This window comes from Stenotrophomonas maltophilia, assembly GCF_004920835.1.
GTDB lineage: Bacteria > Pseudomonadota > Gammaproteobacteria > Xanthomonadales > Xanthomonadaceae > Stenotrophomonas > Stenotrophomonas maltophilia_AQ.
Map to the genome: position 1 here is coordinate 20,818 of NZ_QFHO01000012.1, position 16,384 is coordinate 37,201.

The following is a 16,384-nucleotide window of genomic DNA, read 5'->3' on the forward strand; positions in this document are numbered from 1 at the left end:
GCTACAGCACCCGTTCCATTTCCACGGCGTCGATCCCGGCGCCGTGGCCATCGGGCACCACACGTGTCACCTGGAAGCCCAGACCGGCGTAGAAGCCCTGGGTGTGCTGGCTGGTACTGAGTGTGATGCGATTGATGGCTGGATCAGTTTCGGCCTGACGCAGGCGCGCCAGCGCCAGTTCGCGCCCCAGCCCCTGCCGGTGCAGCGCGCGCTTCACCATGCCCCAGCAGAAACCGGCACTGCCATCACCGCGTCGCGACAGGCCGCCACAGGCCACGAGGCTGCCATCGCGCTCGATGACCAGGAATGCACAGTCCATTGCCTGCTCACGCAGGAAGCGTTCAAAGTCGCTGCGCTCTTCGGGCGCAAAGTAGGTGGGTACGTTGCTGTCGAAAATCGACAGGCAGGCGGTTACGTCACTGCGGCAGTAGGGGCGGGGTGTCATGAAGGAACGTCAGGGTGGTGGCGGACACATTGTGCGCGAGGTCCGTGCCATTGATGTCTGAACATGGCGAGTCCGGAAACCGGTTCGGAGGCAGACTGCAGGTCCCCGTCATCAGGAGGTTCCATGTCCAACGCTCACGCCAGTTTCGTGCAACTCCACCACGGCGCCGATCTTTACGTGCTGCCCAACGTATGGGATGCCGGTGGCGCCCGCCTGGTCCAGCAGCAGGGCGCTCGCGCGGTGGGAACATCGAGTGCTGCGATGGCGTGGTCCTGCGGTTATGCCGATGGCGGTGCGCTGCCCGATACCGCGCTGCTGCAGCGGGTTTCCGAAATCGCTCGTGTGGTCTCGTTGCCGGTCACGGTCGATATCGAGGACGGCTACAGCGATGTTCCCGATGCGGTCGCTGCGCGGGTGCTGCGGCTGGTGGAGGCGGGTGCGGTCGGGATCAACATCGAAGACGGCGCCGGCAGTCCTGCGGCGCTGGTGGACAAGATCACTGCCATCCGCTCGGCGCTTTGCGGGCGATCGCTTTTCATCAATGCGCGCACCGATGTGTATCTGCGCAGCCTGGCTGAAGGTGATGAGGCCGTCAGGATGAGCATCGATCGGCTGCAGGCCTATGCACGTGCCGGTGCCGACGGCGGCTTTGTGCCGGGGCTGCGTGCGCTGGACGAGGCTGATGCGGTTGCCAGCGCCGTGCCGCTGCCCCTCAACCTCATGTGGCTGCCTGGAATTGCGTCGCTTGCTGCGCTGTCGCAGGCCGGCGTGCGGCGGCTGAGTGCAGGGCCCGCGTTGTTCATGCACGCATGGGCGGCGACGGTTGCGGCGACCACGGATTTTCTCGGCGGCACGATGGCGATGCCCGAGGGCGCACCGGGGTATGCGGCCTTGAACCACCTGTTCAGCGAAGGGTGAGGGTGCTGGGGACGGGAGCAGCGGGAGGCTGGGGCATGGGCGGATAGTCGATTCGACCGGGCCGAGTCATCCACGCATGGTGTGGATCTACTGATGCAGCTGGAGGAACAAGCCCCTCTGTTGAGGGGCTACCCCGACAGGGGCGGGGAGAGGCGGGCGGAGAGAGGGGGATCCAGTTGAGTCCGACCCAATCCATTGAACCGCTTGGCATTCACAAACCGGGAGTGCCCTGTTTTGTGCCCGGCGCATTGTAGGACTATCCAAGCATGCACGGATAGCTCCGGGGCTCCTCCGTGTGCCTTTAGAGAATGCCGCCTGGGTCGCCGAGGGCTGGTCGCGGGATAGCTACTCCAATTGGTCCTACCCGCTGGACCCGACTGCTCAATGAGTCATCTCAGGGCCTCCTAGTGGCTAACCACTTCGCTGCGAACAACGGGCACCCGGCGAGGGGAGAGGGTCGAGTCAGTATCGCGTCGGGGGAACGCTGACCAAGCCGGAACAGTATTGTATCGAGATGCTGAAAGCATTCGATGCTGAGGCCAACGACAATCAGAATTTCATGATTTGGTTCATTGAACATCAACGAAAGGTTGGCGTGCCCCTCGAAAACTACGTTCCGTATGGGATCGTCGAGCTCGTTGACACGCGAAACTCTATCGGCGAGAAATGGCGTGCAGTGACGGAAGACGCATCCTGCTCAAAATGGTGGACACAGGTCCAGAAAAACATGTGTGGGGTAAAGTAATGCGCGCGAGATCGATTCTGTTTACGGCCATTTTGGCAGTCATCGCCACGGCTTGTTCAGAACAACCCGCCCCAGACAAGGGCGCAGTGACACCGGCGGCAGAAGGCGCCGCGTCGTCCCACTCTGTTCCGGGACAGACACCACGCGCTACCACGTCCCAGCACTCAACGGGTGGTCAATCCCATAGCTTTGACGCGGCCGTGGTTGCGCAGCGCTTGTGCACTGGAGACTGCCGTGACGCCGGCCCTCTGCAAGCAAGATCGCAAGAAGAGGCCGAATGGCTAATTCGGCATCAATATCCTTCGCAGGCTGAACTCGAGCGGCTTGGATCTGAATCGCTGGATGTATTGCAGCAAAAGGCGTCAGTGGGCGACTCCACCGCAGCCGCGGTGCTGGGAAAACGGATTGCCTTGGAGAAAAACTTCATGGACGGCCAAGTCATGCTCCGAAATCAGGTGCTATCGGGCAACCTCTATGCGCTTTACGCTATCTCAGAGTCGTATCGCGAATCGAAAGTGCCAAACGCGGTAGATGGTGCAGCATATCTCCGTTTGGCTTACATCATGGGCGACCACAAAGCAGCGACCGAGATTGCGAAGATGGGTCTCAGCTCTGCGGAGCTGGCGGCTGCCGACAGGAGAGCGTCTTTGCTCTACAAGGGATTCGCAGGAGACCAGGTGCCTGATCCGCGCCCACAAGGGTAGTCGCATATGGTGCAGCAGGGTGCCCTCTTAAGGGCACCCTGGCTTCGCAGGCATGGGCAATAATGCAGTGCGGGTCGATGTAAGCCATCGACCAGCGCGCCAGAGCTCTCCGCATTTTTCCCTTCTTCTTCCCTTGCTTGGCGGCATTGGCTGCTTTTCGCTTTTTCTTCATGGTTCGGCGCAAGCTTCGCCGCTCGTGTCGTAACCAGCGGCTTTCAGGAGTTTGTCGGCGGCGCGTGCCGCTGCTAGGACGTTTGCCCCCCTAGTGCTTAACGCGTTTTCGCCGTTGCGCAAGCCCGGCGGCGCAGGAGCGCCGCCACTACCATTTTGCCGACAGGGAGCCGAGCGGCAGCGAGGCCAGTCGATCTGCCAGTGCTCGGTCACCGTCCCGTCTGCCGCCTTGGTCCGGTTCAAGATCAACTGCTGTAGCGGGTCACCATCGGTCAGGTGCTTGGCAGCGCGTCGATGTCCTCTTCCTTGATTCCCATACGTTGCTCTCTCAGCGCCTCGAAAGCCCGGGCATAGCGCGCCGTCAGTTGCAGGGCGCAGCTGGGCCACGGCCAGCTCGGTCGTGCGCAGGCGGCGTTTGAAGACGCGATGGCCTGGAGATCGGTGGGACCCGTTGCCGGAACGACCAAAGCTCAGAGGGCGCGCGAACGAGATGGTGTGGGATGCGCATCGAGAGATGTGTCCCGATTTGTGTCCCGCCGAAGGTCATCCCAGAAAAGCAAAAACCCCTGCGTTAACAGGGGTTTGCGTAATCTGGCGGAGAGAGGGGGATTCGAACCCCCGAAGCGCGGTTTAGACGCTTACACACTTTCCAGGCGTGCTCCTTCAACCACTCGGACACCTCTCCGGATCCCTGCCATCGGCAAACGCCTCAGCAGGGGCGCAGATTCTAGCGGGCTGCGCGACACTTCACAAGCACCCCAGTCAGGAACCTGCGAAGGACGCGCCGGAGGCGAGGGGGCTGGACAGGCATGGCACAATGGAACATCCGATGGAAAACGGTGGCCTGATGTCCTATCTCGTCCTTGCCCGCAAGTGGCGTCCGAAGCGTTTTGCCGAGCTGGTGGGCCAGGAACACGTGGTCCGTGCGCTCAGCAACGCGCTGGACAGCGGCCGGGTCCACCACGCGTTCCTGTTCACCGGCACCCGCGGCGTGGGCAAGACCACCATCGCGCGCATCTTCGCCAAGTCGCTGAACTGCGAGCAGGGCACCAGCGCCGACCCGTGCGGCCAGTGCGCGGCCTGCCTGGACATCGACGCCGGGCGCTACATCGACCTGCTGGAAATCGACGCCGCGTCCAACACCGGTGTGGATGACGTGCGCGAGGTGATCGAGAACGCGCAGTACATGCCCTCGCGCGGCAAGTACAAGGTCTACCTGATCGACGAAGTGCACATGCTGTCCAAGGCGGCGTTCAACGCGCTGCTGAAGACGCTGGAAGAGCCGCCGGAACACGTGAAGTTCCTGTTGGCCACCACCGATCCGCAGAAGCTGCCGGTCACCGTGCTCAGCCGCTGCCTGCAGTTCAATCTCAAGCGCCTGGATGAGGACCAGATCCAGGGCCAGATGACCCGCATCCTGGCTGCCGAGGAGATCGAGGCCGACAGCACTGCCATCGTGCAGCTGGCCAAGGCCGCCGACGGCAGCCTGCGTGACGGCCTGTCGCTGCTGGACCAGGCGATCGCCTACGCCGGCGGCGCGCTGCGCGAGGATGTGGTGCGCACCATGCTGGGCACGGTTGATCGCACCCAGGTGGCGGCGATGCTCGACGCACTGGCCGAGGGCGATGGCCAGTGCCTGTTGCTGGTGGTTGCCGCGCTGGCCGAATTCTCGCCGGACTGGAGTGGCGTGCTGGAAGCGCTGGCCGAAGGCCTGCACCGCATCCAGGTGCAGCAGCTGGTGCCAGGCGCTGCGGCTGCCGCCGAAGGCCTGGACGCGACAGCCTTTGCCGAACGCCTACGCCCGGAAGTGGTGCAGCTCTGGTACCAGATGGCCTTGAATGGTCGTCGCGACCTGCCGCTGGCGCCGAGCCCGCGCGCCGGCTTCGAAATGGCCGTGCTGCGCATGCTGGCGTTCCGCCCGGCCGCGGCGGTCCCGCCGGTGCCGAAGTCGGTGGACGGCGCAGGCAATGCGTCGGGCGGCAATGCTGCCGGTGGCGGCACCGGTGCGGGTACCCATGAAGCGACGCCGGCGACTGCCGCCGCTTCGGCAAGCCCGGCCGTGGTGGCGCAGTTGGCCGCTCCGGCGCAGGCTGCGCCGCGCGAGCCTGAACCCGAACCTGAGCCGGCCCCGCAACCGGAGCCGGATCCGACGCCGGAACCCGAGCCGGTTCCAGTGGAAGAGCCCGTGTCGTCGCCGCCGGTAAAGGCCGAAGCAGCGGCGCCGCCGTCCGCTGAAGCAGAAGCGGGTGATGACCTGCCGCCGTGGGCCACCGACGAAACCGGGGCGCGTGACGAGGCGCTGGCGGCCGAGATGGCTGGTCCGGATGCGGCGATGGTCGCGCCCTGGCATGAGCCGCCGGCTCCCGTCGCGGTCCCCAGCGAGCCTGCGCAGCCCGAACGTCCGTTCCGCGCCGAAGGCATTGCCATCGCGCCGGCCGAACCGCCGGGGCCGGCGCGTGATGCCCCGCCGCTGGAAGGTGTCAGCGATCTGGCCAGCGCCGAGGACTGGCTGGACCTGGTCGCCAACAGTGGCCTCAGTGGCCCATCGAGGCAGTTGGCCGCCAATGCCGCGTTCATCAGCTGCCAGCACGGGACCTTGAAACTGGGCCTTTCGCCCGGATTTGAATACCTGCGCTCGGAGCGCGCGCTGGCTGCGCTGGGCGAGATGCTGGAGAAGGCCCTCGGCCAGGCGCCGAAGATCGTGGTCGAGACCGTGGAAACCGAACACGTTCCGGCCGAGACCCTGCACCAGCGTGCCGATCGCCAGCGTGGCGAGCGGCAGCAGGTGGCAGAGGCTGTTTTCATGGACGATCCGGAAGTGCAGGTGCTGATCCAACAGCACGGTGCCCGGGTTGTTTCCGATTCCATCCGTTCTTTTGACGAGTAAGACACTATGCGCGGCAACATCGCCCAACTGATGCAGCAGGCCCAGAAGATGCAGGAAAACCTGCAGAAGGCCCAGGAAGAAATCGCCAAGATCGAAGTGACCGGCAGTGCCGGTGGCGGCATGGTCAGCGTGACCCTGACCGGCGCCAAGGAATGCCGCAAGGTGCGTATCGACCCGTCGCTGGCCAGCGACCCGGAGATGCTGGAAGACCTGATCGCCGCCGCTTTCAACGACGCCTCGAACAAGATCGATGCCGAGTCGAAGTCGAAGATGGGGTCGGCCACCGCCGGCATGCAGCTGCCGCCAGGCATGAAGCTGCCGTTCTGATCTTCAGCGGGGTGCCTGTTGTTGCGGGCACCCCGCAGAGTCGAGCTTGCTCGACTGTCTGCAGCAGTCGAGCAAGCTCGACTCTACACATACCCGTCGGGCATGCCCGGCACGATCGAAGCACCCTGCCGTGTCCGCACCCCTGCTTGAACAATTGATCGACGCACTGCGGGTGCTGCCTGGCGTTGGCCAGAAGACCGCGCAGCGGATGGCCTACCACCTGCTCGAGCGCGAGCGCGAAGGTGGCCAGCGCCTGGCTGAAGCGCTGTCGCTGGCGGTGGAGCGCATCGGCCATTGCGCACAGTGCCGCGATTTCAGTGAAACCGAGCTGTGCCCGACCTGCGCCAACGGCAGCCGCGAGCGCAGCCAGCTGTGCGTGGTGGAATCGCCGGCCGACCGCCTGGCGATCGAGAACGCTACCGGTTTCCGTGGCGTGTACTTCGTGCTGCAGGGGCGGCTTTCGCCGCTGGATGGCATCGGCCCGCGCGAGCTGGGCCTGGAGCAGCTGGAGCGGCGGCTGGCCGAAGGCGAGGTACGGGAGCTGATCATCGCCACCAGTGCCACCGTCGAGGGCGAGGCCACCGCGCATTACCTGGCGCAGCTGGCGCGCGCACGAAAGGTTCAGCCGAGCCGTTTGGCGCAGGGGCTGCCGCTGGGTGGTGAACTGGAATACGTCGATCGCGGCACGCTGTCGCACGCGTTCGGGACGCGCAGCGAGTTCCGCGATTGAGCGCTGGCCGGGCATCGTCCGGCGCGGCCGGCCTACAATGCGGGAGACATTCCCGCCGAGGCTGACCATGAGCAACGAAACCCTCTTCAGCAAGATCATCCGTCGCGAGATCCCGGCCACCATCGTCTACGAGGATGACGAGGTGCTGGGCTTCAAGGACATCGCACCGCAGGCGCCGGTGCACGTGCTGTTCATTCCGAAGAACGAGATCATCCCGACCCTGGACGACCTGCAGCCGTCGCAGGCGCACCTGATCGGCAAACTGGCGCTGGCCGCTGCCGAGTATGCGCGCCGCGAAGGCTTCGCACGGGACGGCTACCGCATCGTGATGAACTGCCGTGAGGACGCCGGGCAGACCGTGTTCCATATCCACATGCACCTGCTGGCCGGTGGGCAGCTGGGGCATTTCGGTACGCCGGGGCGTTGAGCGCAGGGCATCCATGCCATGCGTGGATGAAAAAAGGCCGCCCGAGGGCGGCCTTTTCCGTCATGCCTGTGCGGTGACGATCACCACCAGCCCCAGCGTCCATAGCCACCCCAGTACGGGCCATACGGGCCCGGGCCCCACGGGCCGTAGGGGTAGGGCACCACGTCGACCTGGCGCTGTTCCGGCCACAGGTAGATCACATCGGCCGACAGCTTCGGCAGGCGGTAGTCATAGTCGCCGATGCGGGTGTTCTGGTAGCCGTCGATCTTGCCGATGAAGGTCACGTCACGGCCGGCTTCGAACACGGCCGGGTCGTAGAAGCCGGCGCGGCAGGCGATGAAGCGGCCGTCGCTGGCGTCGGACGAGGTGGTGTTCGGGCGGCCACTGGCGTTGAGCGGGCGCGAGATCATCTGGAAGCAGGTCTCGCCCTGGCCGGGCTTGGTTTCGATGATGCGGCCGCCCCAACGGACGGGCGTGCCGACCTGCTGGGTGGCGACCGAGTCGCGCGGGGAGACCAGGCTGAACTGTCCCTGCAGCGGCTTGGGGGCCGTGGCGCAGGCCGACAGGGCCAGCGTGGCCACAGCGGTGAGGAAGAACTTGGTGTTCATGGGGAGGCTCCGGAAGTCGGGCGATGCCTGCGCAGGTCCCGCAATAATGAAGCGAGGTCGGTGCAAGTTCCAGCGTAGCGCGCGTCGTCGAAACGCTGGCTGAGCGCCAGCAGTGCAGGATCGGGGCGGCGGGCATGTACCCGACGCGCCCAGTCCTGTGCGGTTTCATGCGGTTCGCGGGCCAGGCCGAGGCGGGCGTAGCGGCGGCCCAGCCGGTGCCAGGCGCGCAACAGCGGATCACGTTCGCGTTCGCCGCGGGCCAGCAGCCAGGCCATCCACGCCAGCGCCATCAACGCAGCCGTCACGAAGCCGGCTATCAGTTGTGCCGGCCCCAGGTCATCCAGCCCGAGCGGCTTGAGCAGCTGCTGCTGGCGGCGGGCATCGAAGGACAGCACCAGATCGTTCCAGCCGCGGCGCAGCCAGTCGCCCATCTGCCCCAGTTGCAGCCAACGCTGTTGCAGCGGGCTGTCCGTGCCGGCCTGCAGGCGGTCGTCGAGGGTGTCGAGAATACGTTCGGGGGCGACGGCAGCGGTGGGGTCGACGCGCACCCAGCCACGTTGCGGCAGCCACACTTCGGCCCAGGCGTGGGCGTCCATCCGCCGTACGATCCAGTAGTCGCCAAGGCGGTTGCGGGTGCCGCCGGCGAAGCCGGTCACCACGCGTGCCGGAACGCCGGCGCCGCGCATCAGCACCACGAAGGCGGCGCTGAAGTGTTCACAGAACCCGGCTTTGTAGCCGAACAGGAACTCGTCGACCGGATCGCGTCCTGCCGGGGGCGTTTCCAGCGTGTAGGAGAAATCGGTGGTGATCCATTGCAGCGCGCGGCGGACGATGGCTTCGTCATCGCCACCGGCGTCCTGCCGCCATTGCTGGGCGAGGGTTGCCGTGCGTGGATTGAAGCCGGCGGGCAGCTGCAGCGTCGCGCGCCGGAGGTAGGGCGAGAGCGTGCTGTCGAAGTGCTGTGGTGGTGCCGAATGCAGTCGCCAGCGGCTCAGCGAGGCCAGCGAGCGCTCGCTGCTCAGGCTCATGTCCGCGTCCAGCGTGCTGCCGGCAGGGGCGCGGCTGGGCAGGTCCAGCGCCACCAGCTGACGGCGGTCGGTGGGCTCGTAGTCGATCTGGTAGTCCCAGCCCTGCACACCGGCAACGACGACTGCCGCAGGCCGCCGTGCGCTGGCCCGGTCGCGCGTCCAGCGCCGGCCATCGAAGGCAGTCAGCACCGGGCCACGCCAGTAGCGTTGCGTCGGCTCGGGTACGGCACCGAAGAACTGCACACGCAGCGCCGGGGTGTCGTCGGCCATCAGGTCCAGCCATTGGCCGGGTTCCATGCTGTCGGACAGCCCCGGCGTGCCGACGGCACGTTCGGGAACACCCCACAGCGGCGTTGCCAGGCGCGGGAACAGCCAGAAGCTGGCCAGTGCCAGCGGCAGGCCGATCGCCAGCAGACGACCGACACTGCGCAGCTGCCCACGCAACGGCAGGCGGCCGGCATGGCCTTCATCCTGGGCCAGGCGTTGCAGTGCAAGCAGGGCGCCGACACCGGCCAGGGCGGCCAGGGTCGTGGTCAGTGGTCCCTGGTCGAGCAGGAATGCGGCAAACGGAGCAAACAGCGCAAAGCCGAGCAGGCTGCGCGCGTCACGCAGGCTGCGCAGTTCGCTGGATTTGATCGCCAGCATCGCCGCCAGCAGGGCGCAGCCGGTATCGCGCCCCGGGCGCGCCATGCCCATCTGCCAGACGATGGCGGCGAGCATGCCCAGCACCAGCAGCAGGCGTATCGGCATCGGCAGCACGCGTCGCCAGGACAGGGCAGCGGTCAATATCGCAGCGATCGCGATCACCACCGCCAGCAGCGGTGGCAACTGCAGCAGCAGTGGCAGCAGGGCCAGCGCCGCACAGGCCAACGTCCAGGCACGTGTGCTGCGATCCAGTTGATCGAGGGGATCAGCCATATGGCATCAGCGCCAGCGCGCGCAGGCACAGGTGGTGATGGTTCGCGCCCTGGCCGGGCCCGAACGGCGGGTGCGCCGGCAGCAGCAGAGTGTAGCGGCGGCCCTCGCGTTCGGCCATGCCGACCCAGCGCGCCAGCCGCGCGATGCGTGCTTCGTGGCCCAGCGGTGCCAGCATGCGCCAGTCCAGCACCACTTCGATGCCGGCCGGCCTTTCGTACTCGCGCACCAGCAGACTGTCGCGGCGTGCCGAGTGCTTCCAGGAAATGCTGCGTGGCGCGTCGCCGGCGCGGTAGGGCCGCAGCTGATGCAGTTCCTCACCACTGGCATGGGCACGCGTGTGCAGGGGATCGTTGCCACTCTCCGGAAGTGCAGGTGCGGTTGTCTCGGCCAGTGGATAGACCAGCAGCGGTTGTTCCGGCCACACCCACGACCACGCCCGTACCAGGCCCAGTGGCTGGGTGGTGGACAGGCGGATGCGCGGCAGCTCCAGCCAGCCGCGGCGTTCGCTCGGTACCTCCAGTTCCACCTCACCGCGACCGTGTGCCGGCAGTGAGGTCCAGGTTTCGCTGTCGCCCAGCTGCAGGTGCAGGCCATGGCGCGCGCGCGGATCGCGCAGCGACAGGTCCACGCGCAGGCGCAGCGGTTGCCCGGCCGGCACCGGCTCGGCGGAGATCGCATCGATCTGCACGCCGGATAGCTGCAGGTGCGCGGCAATGGCACTGGCGATGGCCGCTGCCGCCAGCAGCAGGGCCAGCAGCAGCGCTGGATTGTTGTTGTAGTTCAGCGCGCCGAGGAGCATGGCGGCCAGCAAGGTGGCAACGAACAGGCCGAAGCGGGTGGGCAACACATAGATGCGATGGCGATCCAGTCGCTTCGGCAAGGCTTCTGGCCTGCGCGGCCGGGCCATCAGCTGCAGTCGTGCCCAGCGTGTGGCCACGTTCAATCCACCGCGACGGTCTGCAGGATCGCACGCGCCAGTGCCGGCCCCGAGCTGGATTCCGCCTCCGCCACCAGCCGGTGGCCGGCCACTGCCACGAACAGGGTCTGCACGTCTTCGGGCACTACATGGCTGCGGCCAAGCATCAGCGCATGCGCCTTGGCCGCACGTAGCAGGGCCAGGCCTGCACGCGGTGACAGGCCGACGCGTACACCAGCGTGCTGGCGGCTGCGGGTCAGCAGCGCCTGCACGTAGTCGATGAGTGCGTCGCTGGCATGCACCTGGCCGACCGCATCGCGCAGCGCACGCACCTGGGTATCGTCCAGCTTCGGTACGGCGCGTGCGATCAGGTCGCGGCGGTCGGTGCCACGCAGCAGCTCGCGTTCGGCCTGTGCACTGGGGTAACCCATCGCCAGCCGCAGCAGGAAGCGATCCAGCTGCGAATCCGGCAGCGGGAAGGTGCCGGACAGGTCCACCGGATTCTGCGTGGCGATCACGAAGAACGGATCGGGCAGCGGATGGGTCTGTCCATCCAGAGTGACCTGCTGCTCGGCCATTGCCTCCAGCAGTGCGCTCTGCGTGCGCGGTGGCGCGCGGTTGATCTCGTCGGCCAGCAGCACGTGGGTGAACACCGGGCCGGGATGGAACTGGAACTGGCGGCTGCCCGCTTCATACACCGAGACGCCCAGTACATCGGCGGGCAACAGGTCGGAGGTGAACTGCACGCGCTGGAAGCTGAGGCCGAGGCTGCTGGCCAGTGCATGTGCCAGCGTGGTCTTGCCCAGGCCAGGCAGATCCTCGATCAGCAGGTGCCCACCGGACAACAGCGCGACGAAAGCCAGCCTGACTTCCGGCACCTTGCCCAGCACCAGTGCATTCACCTGATCCTGTGCCTCCCGCAGGGCCTGTCTCAATTGATCGGTTAGCATGCTGGGGTTGGGGGACGAAGCTGGCATGATCGTCTCAGTTCTGGAATCCACTCGATTATCCATAGAGCGATGCAAGGCGAACAGCGCGCACGAACGATATTTCTCTGGTTATGGACGCTGGTCACAGCGGCCAAGCTGGTGGTGGCCGCGCGCCTGCCACTGTTTGTCGATGAGGCGTTCTACTGGCAGGAAGGCCAGCATCTGGCGGCCGCCTATTCCGATCTGCCCGGGTTGACTGCATGGCTGGCACGACTGGGCGTGGAGATCGGTGGCCACCACGTCCTGGCGTTGCGCCTGCCGTTCCTGGCCATTGGTGCATTGCTGCCGCTGCTGGTGGCGCGCATCGCCACGCGTTGGTTCGGCAACGTGGCCGGATGGCAGGCCGGCAGCCTGACACTGTTGATGCCGTTGTCGGCCACGCTGGGGCTGCTGGCGGTGCCGGACGTGCCGATGGCACTGGCGGCCGTGATCTGCCTGCACGCCGGTGCGCGCCTGCTGCACAACGTCGATGCGTCTTCGGCGATGAAGCTGGCGCTGGGCCTGATGATCGGTGCGCTCAGCCACTATCGCTTCATCGGCGTCATCGGCGTGGGCTTTGTTGCCTTGCTGGCGCTGCCGCAGGGACGGCGCATGCTGGCTGATCCACGCGTATGGGTGGCGCTTGCAGTGGGCGTGCTGGCCTGGCTGCCGCTGCTGGCGTGGAATGCGGACAATCACGATGCCGGGCTGAAGTTCCAGGTGGTTGAGCGCCATCCCTGGACTTTCGAATGGGCCGGGCTGTGGTTCCTGCTGATCCAGCCGATGCTGGTTACGCCGATCCTGTGCATCGCGATGTGGAAGGTGGCGTTGGCGGGCACCCGCAGCGGTGGCGGCGCGCGCGTGCAATGGCGTTACTTCGGCCTGGTCGGTGGCGTATCAACGCTTGGCATCTTCCTGCTGGGATTCTTCACCGACGTCGAGCGGATCAGCTTCCACTGGCCACTGCCGGGCTATCTGGCGCTGCTGGTGGCGGTGCCGGTGGTGCTCAACGGCTGGCCGCGCTGGCTGCGCCGTACCGGCTGGTGGCTGGCTGGCGCCGGCATGGTGCTGGCATTCGGTTATTACCTGATGGCATCCACGCCTTCGCTGCGTGAGCAACTGGCGGGCAGCAAGTACTACCCGCGCAACTTCGCCGGTTGGCAGCCGCTGGCGGTGGCGGTGCGCGATGAGCTGCAGCAGATGCCAGCCGGCACGCGCGTGCTGGCCGGCAACTTCAAGGTCGGGGCCGAACTGGGCTTCCAGCTCGGCAATGGCGATATCGAGGTGCTGCCGCATCCGCTCAACGACAAGCACGGCCGCACCGCGCAGCTGGCGCAGTGGGGGTTGCTGCACGAGGGCGAGCGTGCGGCGCCGATGCTGTTGGTGCTGTCGCCCAGTGACCAGCGTTACCGCGATCTGCTGGCGCGCTATCACGCCATCTGCGGGCAGGTCGGGCCGTTGCCCGCGCCGCGGGTGGTCAGCAGCGATCATGGTTTCCAGCGTTTCCTGCTGTTCCGCCTGCCGGCACAGCGCGCGGCGGGTCCGTGCGTGACCCCGGCGATGGCGTGGCTGGATGCGCCATCCAACGGTGAAAAGGTTTCGGGCACGCTTGCCATCAAGGGCTGGGCGTTCAAGGACGGCGTCGGCCTGGCGCGTGTCGAGGTGCTGGTCGATGGCCGCTCTATCGGTAGCGCGCAGTACGGGCGTGTGTTCGACGTACGTCACACCTGGCCGGACAGCACCGACCCGCGGCATCCGGCGGTGGGCTTCGATGCGTCGCTGGATACCGCCACTCTGGCACCGGGCCGGCATTGGCTGGGCCTGCGCCTGCATGGCAACGATGGCAGCGTGGAAGAGTGGCAGGAGCAGCCGTTCGAGGTTCGTTGAGTCCGGCTTTTGCAGAGTCAAGCCATGTTCGACTGCTTCTGTTCCAGAGGGCAGGTGGCCAGGGAAATGCAGTCGAGCATGGCTCGGCTCTACAGTTCAGGGCACCGCGAATCCCGCTCTGCGCAGCAGCCCGCACAGCGCGATCAGCGGCAGGCCCACCAGTGCCGTCGGGTCGCGGTTGTCGATCGCCTCGAACAGGCTGATGCCCAGGCCCTCGCACTTGAAACTGCCGGCACAGTCCAGTGGCTGTTCTGCGGCTACGTAGCGGGCGATCTCGTCCTCGCCCAGCGCGCGGAAACGCACTTCGGTCAGGTCGATCGCCGTGAAGGATTCTCCGTCTCGCGTGAGACTGATGCCGGTATGGAAGCGCACGGTGTGTCCGGACATTGCCTTCAATTGCGCGCGGGCCGCCTCGACCGTGCCAGGCTTGCCCAGCGGCTGGCCGTTCAGGTCCGCCACCTGATCCGAGCCGATCACCCAGGCGCCCGGATGACGGGCAGCCACCTCGGCGGCCTTGGCGGCCGCCAGTCGCATGGCCAGGGCCAGCGGGGCCTCACCGTCCAGCGGGGTTTCATCCACGTCCGGGCGTGCGCAGTCGAAGGGCAGGCCCAGCCGTTGCAGCAGTTCACGACGGTAGCGGGAGGTGGAGGCCAGGATCAGCGGCATGCGACAATACCGGGGCAGGGCGCGGCAGTCTGGCCCGTCCGCAACGCCAGCGGCAAGTCCTGTATGGCGGGCATTTGACAGCCGCCGCCCCGATCCTTAGTATTCAGCGGCTTATGTCCGCGAACGTGCCCGAAACGCTGGATGCCTGGCGGATGGTTGTAGCGCGAAGGCGCTTCGACGGCCAGGTCTCCCTGGCTGAATTGACCCGCCTGCAGGGGTTGGTCGCCGATACCGACGGTGAGTGTGCCTACTCGCTTGAATTCGGTCGCGACGACATCTTGCGGGTATCCTATGTGGAACTGACCATCGACACCGCGTTGCCGCTGACCTGTCAGCGCAGCATGCAGCGATTCCTGTTGCCGGTGAAGGTGACCCAGAGGCTTGGCCTGATCCGCGACGAGGACGAGGAATCGTCCTTGCCGGAGGAATACGAGGCGTTGCTGGTGCCGGAAGATGGCCAGCTGCGTCCGCTGGACCTGGTCGAAGACGAGTTGGTGCTGGCGGTGCCGGTGGTACCGCTGTCGCCCGATGGTGAAGCAGTCGACAAGGACTGGGCACCGAGCGAAGAAGAAACAAAGAAGGCCAACCCGTTTGCGGCGTTGGCGGCCTTGAAGAAACAATAGCAGCCGGATTGTCGTCGGCGGCTGCGGCGAAAGCGAAAGTGTGCTGGGCGCTGGCGTCCTGCGCGACGATACGACGAAGCAAAAACGAACCGAGTTTGGAGCAATCCCATGGCTGTCCAGAAATCCCGTGTCACCCCGTCCCGCCGCGGTATGCGCCGTGCGCATGACGCCCTGAGCGCCAAGCAGCTGTCGACCGACCCGACCACCGGCGAAGTGCATCTGCGTCACCACATCACTGCCGATGGTTTCTACCGCGGCAAGAAGGTCATCCAGACCAAGACCTCGGCCGTCGAAGAAGATTGATGTGCCGGGAAGGCCGCTGCCTCCGGGCAGCGGCCTTTGCCTTCTTTCCCGGGCTTGCCGGTGATCGGCGGCCTGCGCAACAGGAAACATGATGAGCAAGCGGATCTATTCGAGGATCGCGGGCACCGGCAGCTATTTGCCGGAAAAAGTCCTGACCAACGCCGACCTGGAAAAAATGGTCGAAACCTCGGATGAGTGGATCCAGTCGCGCACCGGCATTCGTGAACGGCACATCGCGGCCGAAGGCGAAACCACCAGCGATCTCGGCTACAACGCCGCGCTGCGCGCGCTTGAAGCGGCCGGCATCGACGCTTCGCAGCTCGACATGATCGTGGTCGGTACGACCACCCCTGACCTTATTTTCCCGTCCACCGCGTGCCTGATCCAGGCAAAGCTCGGTGTGGCCGGATGCCCCGCCTTCGACGTCAACGCGGCCTGTTCGGGTTTCGTGTTCGCGCTGGGCGTGGCCGACAAATTCATCCGTTCCGGCGACTGCCGGTACGTGCTGGTGATCGGCGCCGAAACACTGACCCGCATGGTCGACTGGAACGATCGCACCACCTGCGTGCTGTTCGGTGATGGTGCCGGCGCCGTCGTGCTCAAGGCCGACGAAGAGACCGGCATCCTCAGCACCCACCTGCATTCCGATGGCAGCAAGAAGGAGCTGTTGTGGAACCCGGTGGGTGTCTCGACCGGGTTCAAGGACGGCACCAACGGTGGTGGCACCATCAACATGAAGGGCAACGACGTGTTCAAGTACGCCGTCAAGGCGCTGGACTCGGTCGTGGACGAGACCCTGGCTGCCAACGGCCTGGACAAGTCCGACCTGGATTGGCTGATTCCGCACCAGGCCAACCTGCGCATCATCGAAGCCACGGCCAAGCGCCTGGACATGTCGATGGAGCAGGTCGTGGTCACGGTTGACCAGCACGGAAATACCTCGTCCGGCTCAGTGCCGCTGGCGCTGGACGCTGCAGTGCGTTCGGGCAAGGTCGAGCGCGGCCAGCTGCTGCTGCTGGAAGCCTTCGGTGGCGGCTTCACCTGGGGTTCGGCCCTGCTGCGCTATTGATAGTGCAAGTTACGACAACGTGAAGTCTGTCGTTACGGCCCCTC

At 65.9% G+C, this 16,384-nt stretch carries 16 protein-coding genes and 1 tRNA gene; 10 read left to right on the top strand and 7 right to left on the bottom strand.

Features of this window, described 5'->3' with window-relative positions:
- Position 1: 1 nt before the first annotated feature.
- The gene (locus tag DI041_RS10495; RefSeq protein ID WP_136639933.1) at positions 2 to 445 is read right to left on the bottom strand and encodes a GNAT family N-acetyltransferase; all 444 of its coding nucleotides are present in this window, start codon (positions 443 to 445) and stop codon (positions 2 to 4) included.
- A gap of 123 nt (positions 446 to 568) precedes the next feature.
- Here DI041_RS10495 and DI041_RS10500 point away from each other — a divergent pair, with 123 nt between their 5' ends.
- Positions 569 to 1,363: an isocitrate lyase/PEP mutase family protein gene (locus DI041_RS10500; RefSeq protein ID WP_211195228.1), complete on the top strand. Its 795-nt coding sequence runs from the start codon at positions 569 to 571 to the stop codon at positions 1,361 to 1,363.
- A 666-nt stretch (positions 1,364 to 2,029) separates the two neighbouring features.
- Positions 2,030 to 2,812: a hypothetical protein gene (locus DI041_RS21230; protein ID WP_169050346.1), complete on the top strand. Its 783-nt coding sequence runs from the start codon at positions 2,030 to 2,032 to the stop codon at positions 2,810 to 2,812.
- 763 nt (positions 2,813 to 3,575) lie between these two features.
- On the opposite strand, the gene DI041_RS10515 is transcribed toward DI041_RS21230, so the two are convergent.
- Positions 3,576 to 3,668: transfer RNA gene (locus tag DI041_RS10515), tRNA-Ser, on the bottom strand.
- A gap of 144 nt (positions 3,669 to 3,812) precedes the next feature.
- Here DI041_RS10515 and dnaX point away from each other — a divergent pair.
- The 4 genes from dnaX (at position 3,813) to DI041_RS10535 (ending at position 7,354) form a co-directional block, all read left to right on the top strand.
- Positions 3,813 to 5,870, top strand: a complete 2,058-nt coding sequence (gene dnaX / locus DI041_RS10520; protein ID WP_136638936.1) for a DNA polymerase III subunit gamma/tau — start codon at positions 3,813 to 3,815, stop codon at positions 5,868 to 5,870.
- A 6-nt stretch (positions 5,871 to 5,876) separates the two neighbouring features.
- On the top strand, positions 5,877 to 6,197 hold the full coding sequence (locus DI041_RS10525; RefSeq protein ID WP_004154630.1) for a YbaB/EbfC family nucleoid-associated protein: 321 nt from the start codon (positions 5,877 to 5,879) through the stop codon (positions 6,195 to 6,197).
- A gap of 130 nt (positions 6,198 to 6,327) precedes the next feature.
- Positions 6,328 to 6,927 (top strand): recombination mediator RecR, encoded by a 600-nt coding sequence (gene recR, locus DI041_RS10530; RefSeq protein WP_046982807.1) that lies wholly within the window; start codon positions 6,328 to 6,330, stop codon positions 6,925 to 6,927.
- Positions 6,928 to 6,994: 67 nt separating this feature from the next.
- Complete coding sequence (locus DI041_RS10535) at positions 6,995 to 7,354, top strand: histidine triad nucleotide-binding protein (protein WP_046982806.1); 360 nt, start codon at positions 6,995 to 6,997, stop codon at positions 7,352 to 7,354.
- A gap of 80 nt (positions 7,355 to 7,434) precedes the next feature.
- Here DI041_RS10535 and DI041_RS10540 read toward each other — a convergent pair whose 3' ends face one another.
- The 4 genes from DI041_RS10540 to DI041_RS10555 are packed head-to-tail and all read right to left on the bottom strand — an operon-like array spanning position 7,435 to position 11,801.
- The gene (locus DI041_RS10540) at positions 7,435 to 7,962 is read right to left on the bottom strand and encodes a Slp family lipoprotein (protein WP_004154632.1); all 528 of its coding nucleotides are present in this window, start codon (positions 7,960 to 7,962) and stop codon (positions 7,435 to 7,437) included.
- Complete coding sequence (locus DI041_RS10545; RefSeq protein ID WP_046982805.1) at positions 7,959 to 9,908, bottom strand: transglutaminase TgpA family protein; 1,950 nt, start codon at positions 9,906 to 9,908, stop codon at positions 7,959 to 7,961. Before DI041_RS10545 ends, DI041_RS10540 begins: the two co-directional genes overlap by 4 nt.
- Positions 9,901 to 10,815, bottom strand: a complete 915-nt coding sequence (locus DI041_RS10550) for a DUF58 domain-containing protein (RefSeq protein ID WP_169050348.1) — start codon at positions 10,813 to 10,815, stop codon at positions 9,901 to 9,903. Before DI041_RS10550 ends, DI041_RS10545 begins: the two co-directional genes overlap by 8 nt.
- Before the next feature lie 32 nt (positions 10,816 to 10,847).
- Positions 10,848 to 11,801: an AAA family ATPase gene (locus DI041_RS10555; protein ID WP_046982804.1), complete on the bottom strand. Its 954-nt coding sequence runs from the start codon at positions 11,799 to 11,801 to the stop codon at positions 10,848 to 10,850.
- A gap of 42 nt (positions 11,802 to 11,843) precedes the next feature.
- Here DI041_RS10555 and DI041_RS10560 point away from each other — a divergent pair, with 42 nt between their 5' ends.
- Positions 11,844 to 13,679, top strand: a complete 1,836-nt coding sequence (locus DI041_RS10560) for a glycosyltransferase family 39 protein (protein WP_136638934.1) — start codon at positions 11,844 to 11,846, stop codon at positions 13,677 to 13,679.
- A gap of 96 nt (positions 13,680 to 13,775) precedes the next feature.
- Here the strand turns inward: DI041_RS10560 and DI041_RS10565 are convergent, their stop codons facing one another.
- On the bottom strand, positions 13,776 to 14,345 hold the full coding sequence (locus DI041_RS10565; RefSeq protein WP_046982802.1) for a Maf family protein: 570 nt from the start codon (positions 14,343 to 14,345) through the stop codon (positions 13,776 to 13,778).
- Between the two features lie 113 nt (positions 14,346 to 14,458).
- On the opposite strand from DI041_RS10565, the gene DI041_RS10570 reads away from it, so the two are divergent.
- From DI041_RS10570 to DI041_RS10580, 3 genes are all read left to right on the top strand, one after another.
- Positions 14,459 to 14,968 carry a YceD family protein gene (locus DI041_RS10570; protein WP_046982801.1) on the top strand — a complete coding sequence of 170 codons (510 nt, stop codon included), beginning with the start codon at positions 14,459 to 14,461 and terminating at the stop codon, positions 14,966 to 14,968.
- Positions 14,969 to 15,076: 108 nt separating this feature from the next.
- Positions 15,077 to 15,271 (top strand): 50S ribosomal protein L32, encoded by a 195-nt coding sequence (gene rpmF, locus DI041_RS10575; RefSeq protein ID WP_004154640.1) that lies wholly within the window; start codon positions 15,077 to 15,079, stop codon positions 15,269 to 15,271.
- A gap of 91 nt (positions 15,272 to 15,362) precedes the next feature.
- The gene (locus DI041_RS10580) at positions 15,363 to 16,340 is read left to right on the top strand and encodes a beta-ketoacyl-ACP synthase III (protein ID WP_046982800.1); all 978 of its coding nucleotides are present in this window, start codon (positions 15,363 to 15,365) and stop codon (positions 16,338 to 16,340) included.
- Positions 16,341 to 16,384 lie beyond the last annotated feature (44 nt).